Origin of the sequence: Rosistilla ulvae, from assembly GCF_007741475.1 — a bacterium.
Taxonomy (GTDB): Bacteria; Planctomycetota; Planctomycetia; order Pirellulales; family Pirellulaceae; genus Rosistilla; species Rosistilla ulvae.
The window spans coordinates 4,038,673-4,053,456 of the sequence record NZ_CP036261.1 but is presented as its reverse complement, the minus strand read 5'-3'; the positions used below and the strand labels follow the sequence as shown (position 1 = coordinate 4,053,456).

Annotated in this window: 11 protein-coding genes; 6 read left to right on the top strand and 5 right to left on the bottom strand. The window is 57.8% G+C overall.

Annotated elements, in window-relative coordinates:
- Nucleotide 1 precedes the first annotated feature (1 nt).
- The 3 genes from EC9_RS14290 (at nt 2) to EC9_RS14280 (ending at nt 3,722) form a co-directional block, all read left to right on the top strand.
- Nucleotides 2–820 carry a PP2C family protein-serine/threonine phosphatase gene (locus EC9_RS14290; RefSeq protein ID WP_145346271.1) on the top strand — a complete coding sequence of 273 codons (819 nt, stop codon included), beginning with the start codon at nt 2–4 and terminating at the stop codon, nt 818–820.
- A gap of 59 nt (nt 821–879) precedes the next feature.
- Nucleotides 880–2,814 (top strand): hypothetical protein, encoded by a 1,935-nt coding sequence (locus tag EC9_RS14285; RefSeq protein WP_218934140.1) that lies wholly within the window; start codon nt 880–882, stop codon nt 2,812–2,814.
- Between the two features lie 68 nt (nt 2,815–2,882).
- Nucleotides 2,883–3,722, top strand: coding sequence for an alpha/beta hydrolase (locus EC9_RS14280; RefSeq protein WP_145346267.1), 840 nt, complete (start codon nt 2,883–2,885; stop codon nt 3,720–3,722).
- An 88-nt stretch (nt 3,723–3,810) separates the two neighbouring features.
- Here EC9_RS14280 and EC9_RS14275 read toward each other — a convergent pair whose 3' ends face one another.
- The 5 genes from EC9_RS14275 to EC9_RS14255 all read right to left on the bottom strand — a co-directional run bounded on the left by EC9_RS14275 (nt 3,811) and on the right by EC9_RS14255 (nt 11,773).
- Nucleotides 3,811–5,310 carry a sulfatase family protein gene (locus tag EC9_RS14275; protein ID WP_145346265.1) on the bottom strand — a complete coding sequence of 500 codons (1,500 nt, stop codon included), beginning with the start codon at nt 5,308–5,310 and terminating at the stop codon, nt 3,811–3,813.
- 80 nt (nt 5,311–5,390) lie between these two features.
- On the bottom strand, nt 5,391–6,677 hold the full coding sequence (locus tag EC9_RS14270) for a metallophosphoesterase family protein (RefSeq protein WP_145346263.1): 1,287 nt from the start codon (nt 6,675–6,677) through the stop codon (nt 5,391–5,393).
- 7 nt (nt 6,678–6,684) lie between these two features.
- Nucleotides 6,685–9,831, bottom strand: a complete 3,147-nt coding sequence (locus tag EC9_RS14265; RefSeq protein WP_145346261.1) for an efflux RND transporter permease subunit — start codon at nt 9,829–9,831, stop codon at nt 6,685–6,687.
- Complete coding sequence (locus EC9_RS14260) at nt 9,828–11,108, bottom strand: efflux RND transporter periplasmic adaptor subunit (RefSeq protein ID WP_391556727.1); 1,281 nt, start codon at nt 11,106–11,108, stop codon at nt 9,828–9,830. Before EC9_RS14260 ends, EC9_RS14265 begins: the two co-directional genes overlap by 4 nt.
- A gap of 182 nt (nt 11,109–11,290) precedes the next feature.
- The gene (locus EC9_RS14255; RefSeq protein ID WP_145346257.1) at nt 11,291–11,773 is read right to left on the bottom strand and encodes a MarR family winged helix-turn-helix transcriptional regulator; all 483 of its coding nucleotides are present in this window, start codon (nt 11,771–11,773) and stop codon (nt 11,291–11,293) included.
- Between the two features lie 413 nt (nt 11,774–12,186).
- Between EC9_RS14255 and EC9_RS14250 the strand changes: the two genes are divergently transcribed.
- From EC9_RS14250 to EC9_RS14240, 3 genes are all read left to right on the top strand, one after another.
- Nucleotides 12,187–12,780, top strand: coding sequence for a peroxiredoxin family protein (locus EC9_RS14250; protein ID WP_145346255.1), 594 nt, complete (start codon nt 12,187–12,189; stop codon nt 12,778–12,780).
- A 275-nt stretch (nt 12,781–13,055) separates the two neighbouring features.
- The gene (locus EC9_RS14245; protein ID WP_145346253.1) at nt 13,056–13,610 is read left to right on the top strand and encodes a hypothetical protein; all 555 of its coding nucleotides are present in this window, start codon (nt 13,056–13,058) and stop codon (nt 13,608–13,610) included.
- Nucleotides 13,611–13,827: 217 nt separating this feature from the next.
- The gene (locus tag EC9_RS14240) at nt 13,828–14,757 is read left to right on the top strand and encodes a DUF1559 domain-containing protein (protein ID WP_246105676.1); all 930 of its coding nucleotides are present in this window, start codon (nt 13,828–13,830) and stop codon (nt 14,755–14,757) included.
- The last annotated feature ends 27 nt before the right edge of the window (nt 14,758–14,784 follow it).

Here is a 14,784-nt window from a genome sequence, read left to right as displayed (position 1 = left end):
GGTGCTCAATTCAGGCGATCAAGGCCCTTCGATTATCTACCGCAACCGTCAGATGACCCGGTCGGTAGTCCACGCGACTGCCGGTGGGGAAGCGGCTGTCTTTTCTACGCGCTGTCCCGACAAAACGACCCCCAACGAAGATGTTGCGGCGATCATCCCTTGCGGTAAAGATTCGTCTGTCCTGATCGTGGCCGATGGCATGGGAGGGCATTCGGCCGGAGAGGTCGCTTCGGCGTTGGCGGTCCGTGAAATGGTGCTGGCGATCAACGAGGCGCTGCAGCAAAAATCAATGTTGCGGATCGGGATCATCAACGGTTTTGAACGCGCCAATCTCGCGGTCCAGGCGATGGGGACCGGTTCGGGGACGACGCTGGCGGTAGTCGAGATTTCGAAAAGGGAAGTGCGTCCCTACCACGCCGGCGATTCGATCGCCTTGGTCGTCGGCTCGCGAGGCAAGATCAAACTGGAAACGACTTCGCATTCCCCCGTCGGCTTCGGTCTCGCTGCCGGATTGTTGAATTCCAGCGAAGCGATGGAGCATGCCGAACGGCACGTGATTCTGAACGCCATCGGTTCGCCGTCGATGCGGATCGAAATCGGTTCGCCCATCCGATTGGCCGCCCGCGACAGCGTGATGTTGGCCAGCGATGGATTGACCGACAACGTGACGGTCCAAGAGGCGATCGCGCGTATCCGCAAGGGAAGTATCGGCGATTGTGCCAACGAACTGACGCAGTTGGCCACCGACCGGATGGCTCATCCCGACCAGGGGCGTCCCTGCAAACCCGACGATCTGACCGTTTTGCTATTCCGCCGATAATCCGGTTAGACTGTAGACTGATAATTCGCTCTCGACGCGTCCAAATGATGGTTTCCAAAATGCCAAAGCCAACCCTTCCTTTTCCGACGGCAACCGCCGTGGCTGCCGTTGTTTTTGGATTGATGGGGATCGTATTTGCCGGTTCGCTGCCACGGCTCGCCGCAGATGACCGCCCCGATGCTCAGGGTGACCTTCAGCTGAGAGAACAAGTCGATCGATTGATCGATCAATTGGGCGACCCCAGTTACGCAAAACGGATCCGCGCTCGCGGTGAATTGCAACGCATGGGCTTGCTGGCGTTCGACGCGTTGCACGCCGCCCAGATGAACGACGACAGCGAGATCGCGATGGCGGCTCGCTATCTGGTCGAAAGTCTGCAGGTCAGTTGGTCGACCGAAGATGATTCGACCGATGTGCGACAGATCCTCAGCGAATATGGCTCGCAATCGGAGGTCGAACGGAAGAGCCGAATGGACCGGCTCGCTGCGCTTCCCGACCGCGAGGGACTTGCCGCCCTCTGCCGTTTGGTCCGCTTCGAAACCAAGCTGCGGCTCAGTCGCTCGGCGGCGCTGTTGATCATGCAGCAGCCGATCGCGGCGACGGTCGAGGGGCGGCGGCGCAATAGCGCGGTGATCGAGGAGTCGCTGGGATCGAACGCGCGCGAAGCGGCCAAGTGGTTAAATCTCTACGCCCGCGACCTCGCCGGTGGCGAATACGACGGGCCGGCATGGCGGGCGTTTATCTCGGCGGAGCGAGATCGTGTGGCAAGCCAGACGACCCGATCGAGCGATGATCTTGCCGTGCTGGAGCTCTACCGGATCTGTGCGGTTCGCGCCGCGGAGTTTGGGCTGGAATCCGAATCGCTCGATCTGGCGACGGAGAGTTTGGAGCTTGTCGAATCCCGCAAACAACCCCTTCGCGATGCGGTCGAATGGGCGTTGGATCACAAGATGTGGACGATCGTGCTGCAGCTGCTCCGACGCGATCCCAGCGACTTCAAAAACGATGCCTGGCTGTCGTACGCCGTGGCCCAGGCGCTGGCCGAAACCGACAATGAGAAGGAAGGGGAACGCTGGGTTGCGCAAGCTTTGGAGCTTGCGCCTTTGGCGCCGCTGAACGAAGACGGCAGCAGCCCGATGACAGCCGATGCGCGGCAACAAGCGACGCAGCGTCATCTGTTGGTTGCGATGGAATTGGTCGGCCGCGGTCGTTTCGATTGGGCACAACGAGAGTACCGCTATGTCATCGATCGCTGTCCGATCGATACTTCGTCATCCGCCGATGCTCGCTGGAAACTGGCGATGATCCAAAGCGAATTCGAACAGCATCGCGACGCGGCGGAAACGTTGCAACCGACGGTGGAACGGATGAAGATCGATCGCGATTTCCGCCGCATCGTCGAACGCGAACTGATCTATTCTTTCGACGACTTCGAAGCCCGGATGCACTACAACGCCGCCCTCGGGCATCTGCAGGCGGAGCAACCGGAAGAAGCCGCGGAGGCCTTGAAGGCAGCGATCGCCGCCGATCCGTTGGATGGCGATATCTTGATCGCGATGTACCGATATCCCGGCGATGAGCAATGGAAACGCGATACCAACCGCGCGATGCGTACTGCGCTGACCGAGTTCGAACGAATGATCCGCGATGAGGAACGGCAAATCGTCGGCATTAATCAATTGCAGCGGAAGCGAATCATTTCCCACTACTGCAACCAATACGCATGGTTGGCCGCCAATACCAATGGTGATCTGAAACGCGCGTTGGCCTACAGCCGCCGATCGTTGGAACTGACCCCCAAGCTCGCGTCGCTGACCGATACACTTTCGCATTGTTATTACGCGCTAGGCGATTACGATGCCGCCGTCCGTACCCAACGCGAAGCGGTTGCCTTGGAACCCCACTCGCCACCCATTCGCCGACAGCTCGAGTTTTTTATCAAGAAACAACAAGAGCATCACGCGAAACAGAACGCCGCGTCGGACGACAGCTAACCAAGTTCCTCGCCCAGCGATTGTTGCCGGGCGTCCCGCCCCACTCTCAACCCCACCAGAACTCACTGATGCACATCTCTGTTTCCATTGTCCGTTTCGCGGTTTTTGCTGTTCTGCCGTTTGTCGCATTGGTCGATGTTGCTTCGGCTCAAAAGAGCGACGCCGTTGCGCCGAAATACACCACCGTCGCCGACGTACCCTATCGCAGCGGCGACGATCTGACCGAATACATGCGCGAGCGCTGTCGCCTGGATATCTACTACCCAACCGATACCAAGGACTACGACACCGTGGTTTGGTTTCATGGCGGCGGATTGACGGGGGGGAACAAGTCGATTCCAAGCGGTTTGAAGAACAAAGGGATCGCTGTCGTTGCGGTCAATTATCGTTTGAGTCCTGCCGTCAAATCCCCGACCCATATCGAGGACGCCGCCGCTGCGGTCGCTTGGACTTTTAGGAACATTGCCAAATACGGCGGCTCTCCCGAGAAGATCTTCGTCAGTGGGCATTCCGCCGGCGGCTATCTGACCAGCATGGTCGGGCTCGACACGCGTTGGTTGGCGGCTCACGATATCGACGCCAACGACATCGCGGGGTTGATTCCCTACAGCGGTCACACGATTACGCACTTCACCATCCGCGCCGAGCGTGGCATCGGCGGGAAGCAGCCGATCGTCGACGACCTGGCACCGTTGTATCACGTTCGCAAAGATGCTCCGCCGTTGTTGTTGATCACCGGCGATCGTGACTTGGAAATGCTGGGCCGCTATGAAGAAAACGCCTATCTATGGCGGATGATGAAAGTGGCTGGGCACAAGCAAAGCGAGCTGTTGGAACTACAAGGTTATGGTCATGGAATGGCCGAACCCGCCCATCCGTTGATGCTGAAGTTTATCAAGTCGCACTAATCGATCGAACGCATCGATGGGACGGCGCTGCATCGTCCCTTCGGATAACGCGGATTGCGAGTTCGCATCCGCGCGGCGTCGGGGCGAGCTATTTGCCTTCGGCGGCCCAGCGTTTCATCAGTGCGATGTTCTTCTGAAGTGCCTGCAGGTACTCGGCATTGCCGCGCCGCTGTACCGAGTCGAGGTAGACCGCCATGTCGCTGTCGTACATCGCCGCCGATTCCGGTTGCCGCCCCTGGTCGCCGGTTGTCTCCATCCATTGATCCAGTCGGGCCCGCAGCGATTTCAGTTGCTCTGCAAACGCGGGATCGTCGGCGAGGTTGTCGATCTCGTGTGGATCGCTCTTCAGATCGTAGAGCTCTTCCGGCGGGCGGGTTTCCCGAAACAGTAGCTCTTGGGTCGCGTTCAATTTCCCCGCGGCGTGCCACTGCCGCAGTGCGATCAAGATCTGCTTGGCGTCTTTGTAAGCACAGGGCTGCAAGTAAGGTCGGTTCGGCAGGAAGTTGCGGATGTATTTGAAATCCTCAGTCCTCACCGATCGGATATGTTCGACGGTTTCGTCGCAGCGGTCGCGGGCGGCAAAGACCGCCGATCGTGGTTGGTACTCGGCCGCCAGAATATCTCGAGCCTGCATGTTCGCCGGAATCGGAATCCCCGCCGCGGCAAGCGACAGCGCGGCGATGTCGATGTGTTCGACGAGATCTTCGCGACCCGTTCCCGCTGCGATTCCCGGTCCGGCGATCACCAACGGCACATGCAAGCCCTCGTCGTACAAAAACTGTTTTCCGCGGGCGTGGCTGATCCCATGATCGGTCATGAACAGGATCAACGTATTGTCGCGGACGCCTTCGGATTCAAGTCTCGCGACAACTTCGCCTACCATCGCATCGGTCATTCGCACCGAATCGAGGTACGCCGCCCAGTCGCGGACGATGTCGGGATGGTTGGGATAATAGGGTGGCAATTCGACAGCGCTGATCGGCGTCCGGCTGCCCAGTTCTTTCTCCGCTGCCGTCGCGATCTTTTCCCAACCACGAGCGTCTTTGCCTCGCAACTTTCCGCCCTGAGTTTGGATCTGCGCGAAGAACGGTTGACCGGGCTTCCGATCGCCCCAGTCGTTGCTGTCGTAGATCGATTTGTCCCACTGGAAGTTGTAATCGGTCTTGCCGAGCTTGCCATTCATCGGCCAACCGGTGATCGACGTGTGATAGCCCGCCTCTTGGAACAACTTGGGGACCATCGCAACGTCGTCTGGCAATTCGATCTTCTCCGTCCCGCGACCGCTGCGATGATGATGCGCCCCGATACTGGTTTGATACATCCCGGTGATGAAGGCCGATCGGCAAGTCGAACAGACAGGAGCTGTCACATACGCGTTCGTGAACTTTACGCCAGCCGCTGCCAAGCTGTCGACGTTGGGCGTCTCGATCGCCGTCTCGCCGTAGCAGGAGAACTCCGCCGACATGTCGTCGGGAATGATCCAGACGATATTGGGAGGAACGTTTGGATCGGCGGCGTTCAGAAAACCGCTGGTAAGCATCGCGAACGGGAAGACTGCCGCGACGAGAAGCGTCGAGTTGCTTTTCATATCGGAACACTTGAAAGCGAGGAGAGGGGCGAGCGTACGTTGGCGCAAAAGTGCGACGCCATTGTACCAAGCTCGATCGCCTATCGTTTGCCGTTCCAAGTCTGCTGGTGCAACACCTTCCCGTCCAGATCGGTGATCCGAATCTCCATCGACGGATCGGCTGCGTTTTGCTCGGCATCGATGATCGTTAGCGTTGCCTTTTCCGCGGTCGGCCCGCCTCCGACAAATTGCAGAATCGGCATCTCTTCGGTTGCGGGATCCAAACGGTCGCGGTGCATGTGTCCGGAGACGACTGCTTGGAAGCCACTTTCGACAAGTGTTGGCATCCACAACTTGGCGCCAAAGCCGCTGAAGCTGGCATAGCCTTCGAGCGTCGTGCCGTCGTTCTGATCGGGGAGTCCGCGCAAAGGGATGTGACAGGCAACGATCTTGAAGGGAGCGTCGCGGACCTCGGGTTGATTGACAGCCTGTTGCAACCACGTCGCCTGACGCGATCGGTAGGGTTCATAAGCTGCCGTGCCGGCGAAAACCGGATGGCGATCGGGTTTGTCTTCTCCCGTATCCATCGTCACGAGCGCCAGCGGACCGATGCGAACGGCTTGGTTATAGGGGAGTTCGGAAGACTCGGGGCAGCCGACAAAACAGTCGATCGTTTCGCGAGCCCGCTGGCCGCGGACGTCATGATTCCCGTTGCTGAAGACCAGCGGCCGCGTACTAGCCCACGATATGCTCCGGTCTTTCGCTGGGTTCAGCATAATCAGAGCCGGCTGATCCGACGCGTCGAAGTCGTTGCAGGTATCGCCGTTCCAGATCAGCAGGTCGGGATCCAACGCTTCGATCTGAGCATGCAGCTGGCGGATCGTTTCCAGATTTTCGTGCGTGTCGTTGATGCTGACGACTCTCACTCGCTTGGCGCCGGGATCGGGCAACCGCAACGCGTAGACGTCGGTCGCCTGGGGCTCGCCCCGCTGCAAAACGTAGGCGTTCTTATATGCCAGCGGTTGGACGACGACGCGGTAGAAAATCGGTTGGCCAACCGGAAACGGTTGGTCGTGTTGCACGCGAACGTGCAACGCCCGATCATCCGCGCTGACCAAGCCGTGCTGGCTGGCAATCGCTGTGTGCTTCAGATCATAGCGATCCAGGCCGTATTCAACCCAAGCGGTCGCCAACTGATCGACGGCGATGCTGACGCCAAAACTTTCGGCACGCGGGTTTTGCACCACGGGAGGACTGGCGATCAACGAATCGCTCGACGAATCTTCCGCCGCCGCATCCTGGGAGGCTGCGGGGCGAGCCAGCGCGATTGCGGAGATCGCCATCGCGCTAACGGGAATCGAACCGATAAACTGACGTCGATCAACCATCCGAACCTCAAGTGGTTTCAGCCACCCGTTTCCTGCCAAACCGACGCAGCAGAACGTAGAAGACTGGAGTCAAAAACAGACCAAACAGCGTCACGCCCAACATCCCACCGAAGACGGCGGTTCCGAGCACCCGGCGCATTTCGTAACCAGCACCAGTTGCAATCAACAGCGGCACAACGCCCAGGATAAACGAAAACGCTGTCATGAGAATCGGACGCAAACGCAACCGGCAGGCGGCGACCGCGGCTTCGAAACGATCCTTGCCTGCATCCTCTTCCGCCTTGGCAAATTCGACGATCAGAATCGCGTTCTTACACGCCAATCCAATCAATACGATAAAGCCGATCTGGGTGAGGATGTTGTTGTCCATATCGCGGAACCAGACTCCGACCAATGCGAACAGCAAGCACAACGGCACGATCAAAATGATCGCCAACGGCAACAACCAGCTCTCGTATTGAGCGGCCAACGCCAGGAAGACGAACAAAACCGCTAACGGAAACAGGAACACGATCGTGTTGCCGGCCTGCTTCTCTTGAAACGCAATCTCGGTCCATTCGTAACCGAAGCCCGGCGGAAGCAGTTCTTCAGCAAGCTCCTCCATCGTCTGCAGCGACTGTCCGGTACTGAATCCAGGAACCGTGGTGCCGTTCAAATCGGCTGCCGGATAGAGGTTGAAGCGGACCAAACGGTCGGGACCTGCGATCTGCGAGACGTTCACGACCGACCCCAGCGAAACGGTTGCACCGCCAGCGCTGCGGGTTCGCATGTGCAAAATATCGCTCGCGTCATCGCGGAATTCCGGTTCGGCCTGAGCTGTCACTCGATACGTTCGCCCCAGGAAGTTGAAGTCGTTGACGTAGACCGATCCGAGATAGATCTGCAGCGCTTCGAAGATGTTGTTGACCGGAACGTCCAACATCTGGGCCTTCGTGCGGTCGACATCGGCATAGACTTGCGGAACGTTCATGTGCAGGTTGGTGAAGACCTGCGCGACGCCGGGCTGCTGGTTGGCAGCTCCCAACATCGTGCCCGTCACTTCGTTCAGCGCTTCGACACCCGCGCCGCTGCGGTCTTGGACATACATCTTAAATCCACCACCACGGCCGATACCGCGAATAGGCGGCGGCGGGATGATGAAAATCTGAGCTTCGTTGATGCTCGAGACCTCTCGCCGCATGTCGGCAACGATCTCGTGGATACCACGCCCTCGCGCCGCCCGTTCTTTGGCGTCTTCAAGTGGCAGGAAGGTCACCGCCGCATTGGGACTGATCGTAAAGGTCGCCCCCGAGAGTCCCGCGATACCGACAGCGTGTGCCACACCGTCGATCTTGCCTCCGATTTCGGCAACGCGTTTGACCACTTCATCGGTCCGCGACAACGACGCACCATCGGGCAAACGGATGCTGACGATCACATAACCTTGATCCTGATCCGGAATAAAGCCAGTCGGCACCAAGCCAAAACTGAGCCCGGTACAGACCAACAGAACGAGATAGAGCACGATGGCAAAGCCACTCTTTTTCACAAGCCGACCGATCACGGCGGCGTAGGCGTTGCTGGTGATATCAAACGTTCGATTGAACAAGCGAGCGAACCAACCGAACGTGACGTGTCCCAATTTCGAAAGCCCATGCTTTTCCTCACCTTTGGGACGCAACAAAAGCGCGCACAACGCGGGGCTGAGCGTCAGCGAGACAAAGGTTGAAATCGCCGTGGAGATCGAAATCGTTAGGGCAAACTGCTGATAGAACTGGCCGCTGATTCCTGGCACGAAGACGGTCGGCACAAAGACCGCAATCAAAACAAGGGTCGTTGCGATCAGAGCCGAACCGACCTCGTCCATCGCCTTGTGCGTCGCTTCTCGCGGCGTCATCCCTTCGGCGATCAAACGTTCCACGTTTTCGACCACCACGATCGCATCGTCGACAACAATACCGATCGCCAACACCAATCCGAACAGCGACAGCGTGTTGAGCGTGACCCCGATGAACTGCATCACGGCAAACGTTCCGATCAAAGAGATCGGAATTGCGATCACTGGAATGATCGTTGGACGCCAGCCGTGCAGGAACAGGAAGACCGTGAAGACAACAAATACGGTGGTGATCAACAGCGTTTCGAAAACCTCGTTGATCGACTCCTCGACATAATCGGTTGGGTTGTAAGCGATCTCATATCCCATTCCCTCGGGGAAATCTTGGCCCATCTCCGCCATCACGCGTTTGACTTCTTTGGCGGTATCGACAGCGTTGGTACCTGGGCGTTGATAGATCAAGACCGCGACGGCAGGCTTTCCATCCAGATAGCTGCGCCGCGAATAGTCTTGGGCTCCCAGTTCGATCCGCGCCACGTCTCGCAACCGCGTGACCCGGCCGGCATCGCCTCGCTTGACAATGATGTCGCCGAATTCTTCGGTCTCGATCAACCGCCCTTGGGTCGTCACGTTCAACTGAAAGTCGCCGGTGTCGTCGTTCGGCGGCTGGCCGATCACGCCTGCCGCGACTTGCACGTTTTGGCCGCGAATCGCCGCCACGACGTCGCCAGCTGTCAGGTCGACGTGGGTCATCTTCTCGATGTCCAACCAAACCCGCATCGCGTATTCGTTGCCGCCCGCGATACGGATCTCACCGACTCCGTCCAGTCGCATTAGCGCGTCGCGAATCCGGAGAAACGCGAAGTTACTGATGTACAACTGATCGCGACTGTTATCGGGTGAGTTCAAGTGAACGACCATCAACATGTCGGGAATCTGTTTCTGCGTCGTGATTCCGATCTGGCGAACCTGTTCGGGCAAACGCGTTTCAGCGATCGAGACCCGGTTCTGGACAAGAACCTGCGCGTCATCGACGTCGGTGCCCAGTTTGAACGTCACCGTCAGCTGCATCGTGCCATCGGAGCTTGACGACGATTCCATGTACAACATGTCGTCGACGCCGTTCATCTCTTGTTCGATCGGCGTCGCCACGGTATCGGCGATCACTTGTGGCGTCGCACCGGGATAGGTTGCTCGGACCAAAACCGTCGGCGGGGCGACGCTCGGATATTGCGAGACCGGGAGCGTCAGGTAGGTGATCCCACCCACCAACACGATCAAAAACGACAGCACTGCCGCAAAGATCGGTCGTTCAATAAAGAAGTGAGGGAATTTCATGAGGACACCTCACCAGACGCGATCGCCACAGGTAGTTCGTCGGGCGTGGGCGAGATCCATTGGTCCGCAGGTACCGGTTCGTAATCGTCGGGCAACCCGTCCTCGACGACTTCGATCGTCCCTTCGACAGTCTTCACCTTGAGATCGGGGCGTGCTTGCAGCAGGCCTTCGATCACCAGTGTTTCATCGCCGACCAATCCTTCGCGGATCACTCGTAAACCGTCGACGATCGGACCTGTCTTAATTGCTCGCCGCTTAATCATGTCGCCGTCAACAACATAGACATACTGCGTCGATTGATCGGTACCGATCGCGGAATCGGGAATCAAAACCGCTTGTTTCGCCGCGCTGCCGGGGATGCGAATCCGGCCGAACATACCGGGCAACAACAGATTGTCTTCGTTGGGGAAGACGCAACGTGCACGCATACTGGCCGTATTGGCGTCGAATCGGTTGTCGACAAAGTCCATGTGGCCGTGGTGAGGGAAGCCCTGTTCATCGACCAAACCTAAGAAGACGGGATTCTTGGCAACCCGCGAACTTTCGCGTTCACCAGATCGTGCCAGTCGAGAATATTTCAGAACGTCCTGCTCGTTGGCGTCGAAGACGCAGTAGATCGGGTTCATCGATGTGATCGTGGTCAGCAGCGATGAGGTCGACGATCCGCCAGCGATCAAGTTCCCCTCGGTCACGTACTGGCGACTGATCCGTCCGGTCACAGGAGCAGTGATTTGCGTGTACTGCAGATTCAACTCCGCAGTCTCCACGCCGGCCTGCGCGACTTCGATCGCCGCTTCGGCGGTCGCGTGCGCAGCTTGGGCGGAACTGATTCCTGCTTGAACCCCTTCGATGTCCGCTTTAGCTTGCAAAAATTCCGCTTCGCGTTCGTCCAGCTCTTCCTGCGACGCGGCGCTCTGTCGCGTCAACGCTTGGGTTCGCTTGTACCGCAAACTGGCAAGTTCCAACTTGGCTTCCGACTGCAACGCCCGAGCCTTCGCCTCATTGATCATCGCTTCGGTCTGCTTCAGTTGCGATTGCGATTGTCGCAGCCGCGCCTTGGCCGAGTTGAGTTCGGCCTGGAATGGACGCGGATCGATCGTGAACAACAGATCGCCCGCTTGGACAACTTGCCCTTCATCGAAATAGATCGACTGCAAATATCCGCCAACGCGGGCTCGGATTTCAACGAAATCGACAGCTTCCAGCCGGCCGGTGTACGCATCCCATTCGACGATCTGTTTCGTGATCGGTGATGCCACGGTGACCGTTTGCACCATCGCAGGAGGTTTCCCCGCGGGCTGCTTTTTGCAGCCGGTGACAAGTACCGCGGTCAGCATGAACAGAAACGCCACTTGCAGCGGCATTGGGTGTCGTGCGGGAGCGAAACTCCGAAAGAGTTGCAGTTCCCGATTCGTCAACGATTTAGACACGTGGTCTCCAGTTCCCCGAATATTTTGATTTAAGTGGGCAGTTTGTCGTATTCGACAAACGATTCCCTGACCTTTTCCGCTAGCCCTATCAGGCTCTTCAGTTCCGTTGAATTCAGTTTGGCAAACAGATCCGTCTCCATGCCCTTGAGTGGTTGCATCGCTGTGTCGGCCAGCTTTCGGCCCGCTTTGGTGATTCGCACATGCACCACGCGGCGATCTTCGTCACATCGCTCGCGCTGCACCAGACCTTGGTTTTCCAGGTGATCGACCAGCGAAGTGATCGCCGGGACCACTTGAATCATCCGCTCGCCAATCTCGCCGCATGTCAACGGCCGGTCGGCCAACAACAGATTCCGCAACACGTTGAACCGCGATAGCGTTAAACCGTGCTCGCGAAAGTAACGAGACAGTCGAACCTCCAACTGATCGCCGATGCGCAGCAGATTCAGCAACGCCTCTTGCTGAAGCGATACAAACGGGATCGGGCGATGGAGTTCTTCCTGTAGCTTCATGCGATCTTTTCACTGATTGCAAGGACGTGTATCTGTCAATAGCTTACTAGTGAGATATTATGCGTCAAGCGTTTCGTGAACGAGTTCAATTTGACATCGACTAAGCAAACCACCACCTGTCGTGCGGTCGGCAAAGCCAAACGCGGGGGCGGTGGTAGGGCGAGTCGATTGCCTTTACCGGGGCAGGTGAATCGGGCGGGTTCAAGCGATCGGCCGTCAACGCAAGTTGCCAACTGTCAATTCCCGTGGCCGCCCGGCGGCGACAGGTGCTTGATTTCTTCAGGTATTGAAGGGAGTTGGCTTCACATGGTCGACGGGCACAGTCACAATCTATGACCAGTATACGTCACCGGCAAGGTTCGGGTTCCCGTTCCTTGCCATCCCCTACTCAAAAACAACGAGGTGTGAAGCTGATGCGAATCTTGCAACAAATGAATGCGTTTTGTGTGATGACTCTTATCGCGTTTTCGATCTCCGCGAGCGTGCAGGCCGAATCGCCCGCCCCCGTGCAGGCAGCCAAAAAAGCGTTGGCTGTCGGGCAAACCGCCAAGGATTTTCAATTGCAGTCGGTCGGTGGAGAGCTGTCGGGCGAAGTTAAATTGAGCGACGTGAACGCCGATGGCAAGGTCGTTGTTGTGGTTTTGCGAGGCTTCCCCGGCAAGCAGTGCCCCGCCTGTTCGGCGCAGGTAGGTGACTTTGTCAAAAATGCCAGCAAGTTCGCCGCCAAGAACGCCAAGGTGTTGTTGGTTTATCCGGGCCCGAAGTCGCAGCTGGATCAACGCGCTGACGAATTTCTGCAAGGAACCAAGCTCCCCGCTCCGCTCACCTTCCTCTTGGATCCAGGTTACACCTTCACAAACGCTTACGGTCTGCGTTGGGACGCGCCACGCGAGACGGCTTATCCAACGACGCTGGTCCTCGATGAAGCTGGCAAGATCCAGTTCGTTAAGATCAGCGAAACCCATCGTGGTCGTTCTTCGGCCGCCGAAGTTCTCGAAGCGTTGTAAGAACGTTTGAGCCTGCTTGCCAGCACCGGCATGCATCGTTCATACGGATCATTGGACCAACCGTTGGTGAATTCTCGCCAACGCGAAGCGGCGGTCCGCCGCGATGTGTGCCGACCGGATGACCATGCTTCCAACGCCGGGATCGCTTCGTGGCGGGGAATATGAATTCTTGAAGTAGCGAGTTCCATCGGCGAGGTCAGCGTGTACAGTAGCTCGATATTGGAACAGCCAACTCGGCTGCTAAGGTTCGACTTTGAAGGATGGTTCCCGCCAGAATGACGCGACGCCGTTGGCTCAACGCGGTTGTCGGTAGTTTTTTGATCCTGCTGATCGCAGCCGGTTCGGTTCTGACTCCCGGCGTTCGACATACGCATCACGGGGGTGACCATGCGCACTCCCATTCGCTGTCACACGCCCATCCGCACGATCACGGGCATGGCGGTCACCATCATCCTCATCCCCGTGGATCCGACGCTGCTACCGAGATCCACGCGGTCGCATCACACGTCCACATTTCGTTTTTCGGCTTCGAGTGGGTGCTTCCCGATTTCAGTGACGCACACGTAACGCAAGTCGCCGACCAAACGTTCTCCTATCCATCGCAGACCGTTAGCGGCGACACGACCGAGGTCGGCCCTTCATTTACGCTTGCCCAATGGCTTAACTTATTGTTCTTGTTTGGCGGCCCGTTGCCCGATCCGACAAATCTCATTCCCTACGGTGGCTCTTCGTTTCTCACCGATCCTGAAATCGGTTGGGCCAGTCGTCTGCGTGACGCCCCAACGGTCCCGCCTCCTGATTCCTATGGCCTCCCGTTTTTCGTCGCCTGATACCACGGCGGCGCAAAAACACTTCTAGCCATAGTCATTCCGCAATCCCGATCCGTCCTCACTGTTTGTTGGAGGGATACGCGGGCGGTGCGCTAGCTCGTTGCACTCTGCTGCTCGGGTTGCCTCTGGTCCGTTGGGAACTTTGTTTTCAAAAACTCAAGCCGCTTCCGGCGGTGCGCTTAGATTGCGCCCACCCGCGGCCACTCAGGAGATATTCGTGTTTTCCAGTTACCGAACCCCGCGTCCCACACGTGGGTTTACCTTAGTCGAACTGTTAGTTGTGATTGCGATCATCGGCGTTCTGGTCGGATTGTTGTTGCCGGCGGTCCAACAGGCCCGCGAGGCCGCTCGTCGGTTCTCGTGCAAGAACAACCTGAAACAACTTGCCCTCGGGCTCCACAACTACGAATCGACTTTCGGATTGTTGGCCCCTGGCTATTTGCACAAGTTCGATGCGACCGGAGCCGGCGCCAACCAGATGGGCGCTGCATGGGGCTGTTTGATCTTGCCTCAAATCGAACAGCAGAACCTTCACGATCAATTCGACTTTAACATTCCGATGTTCGATGTTCGCAACCGACTGCCCCGGGAACAATCGCTCCCTGTTTTCTTGTGTCCGTCGGATCCGTTCTCCGAAGGCAACTTTGTCGTTCGCGACGAAAGCGCCTCGCCGATTGAACAATATGCAGCGGGCAGCTACGCCGCGAACTGGGGCCCTTCCACCGCAGCGGTCAATCTCGACGACACGCCGTTGCAAAGTCAGGGCGTTTTCTATCGCAACAGCGCCACCAGGTTTCGCGACATTACCGATGGCCTCTCCAATACGCTGTTCTTAGGCGAACGGACCAACGGCCCGTTGCCAGGGACCACCGTTGGCGGACACGCATTCTTCGAAACCGCTTGGTCGGCCGCGGTCCGAGAAATTACGGAACTGACCGACGACCACGGGCACATGGTTCTGTTTGAAACTCAGTTCCGCCCCAACCAGATCGGCACCGATGATAAAGGGTTGTCAGCCCCTCATGCCGGGATCGGCCAGTTTGCGATTGCCGATGGTTCGGTCCGATCGATCAACGAAACGATCGAGGAAGCCGTCTACAACGCCCTTGGAACGCGCGGCGGTGGAGAAGTGGTCGGAGAGTTTTGATGGACGCATCGGTCGCCTTAAGACTCG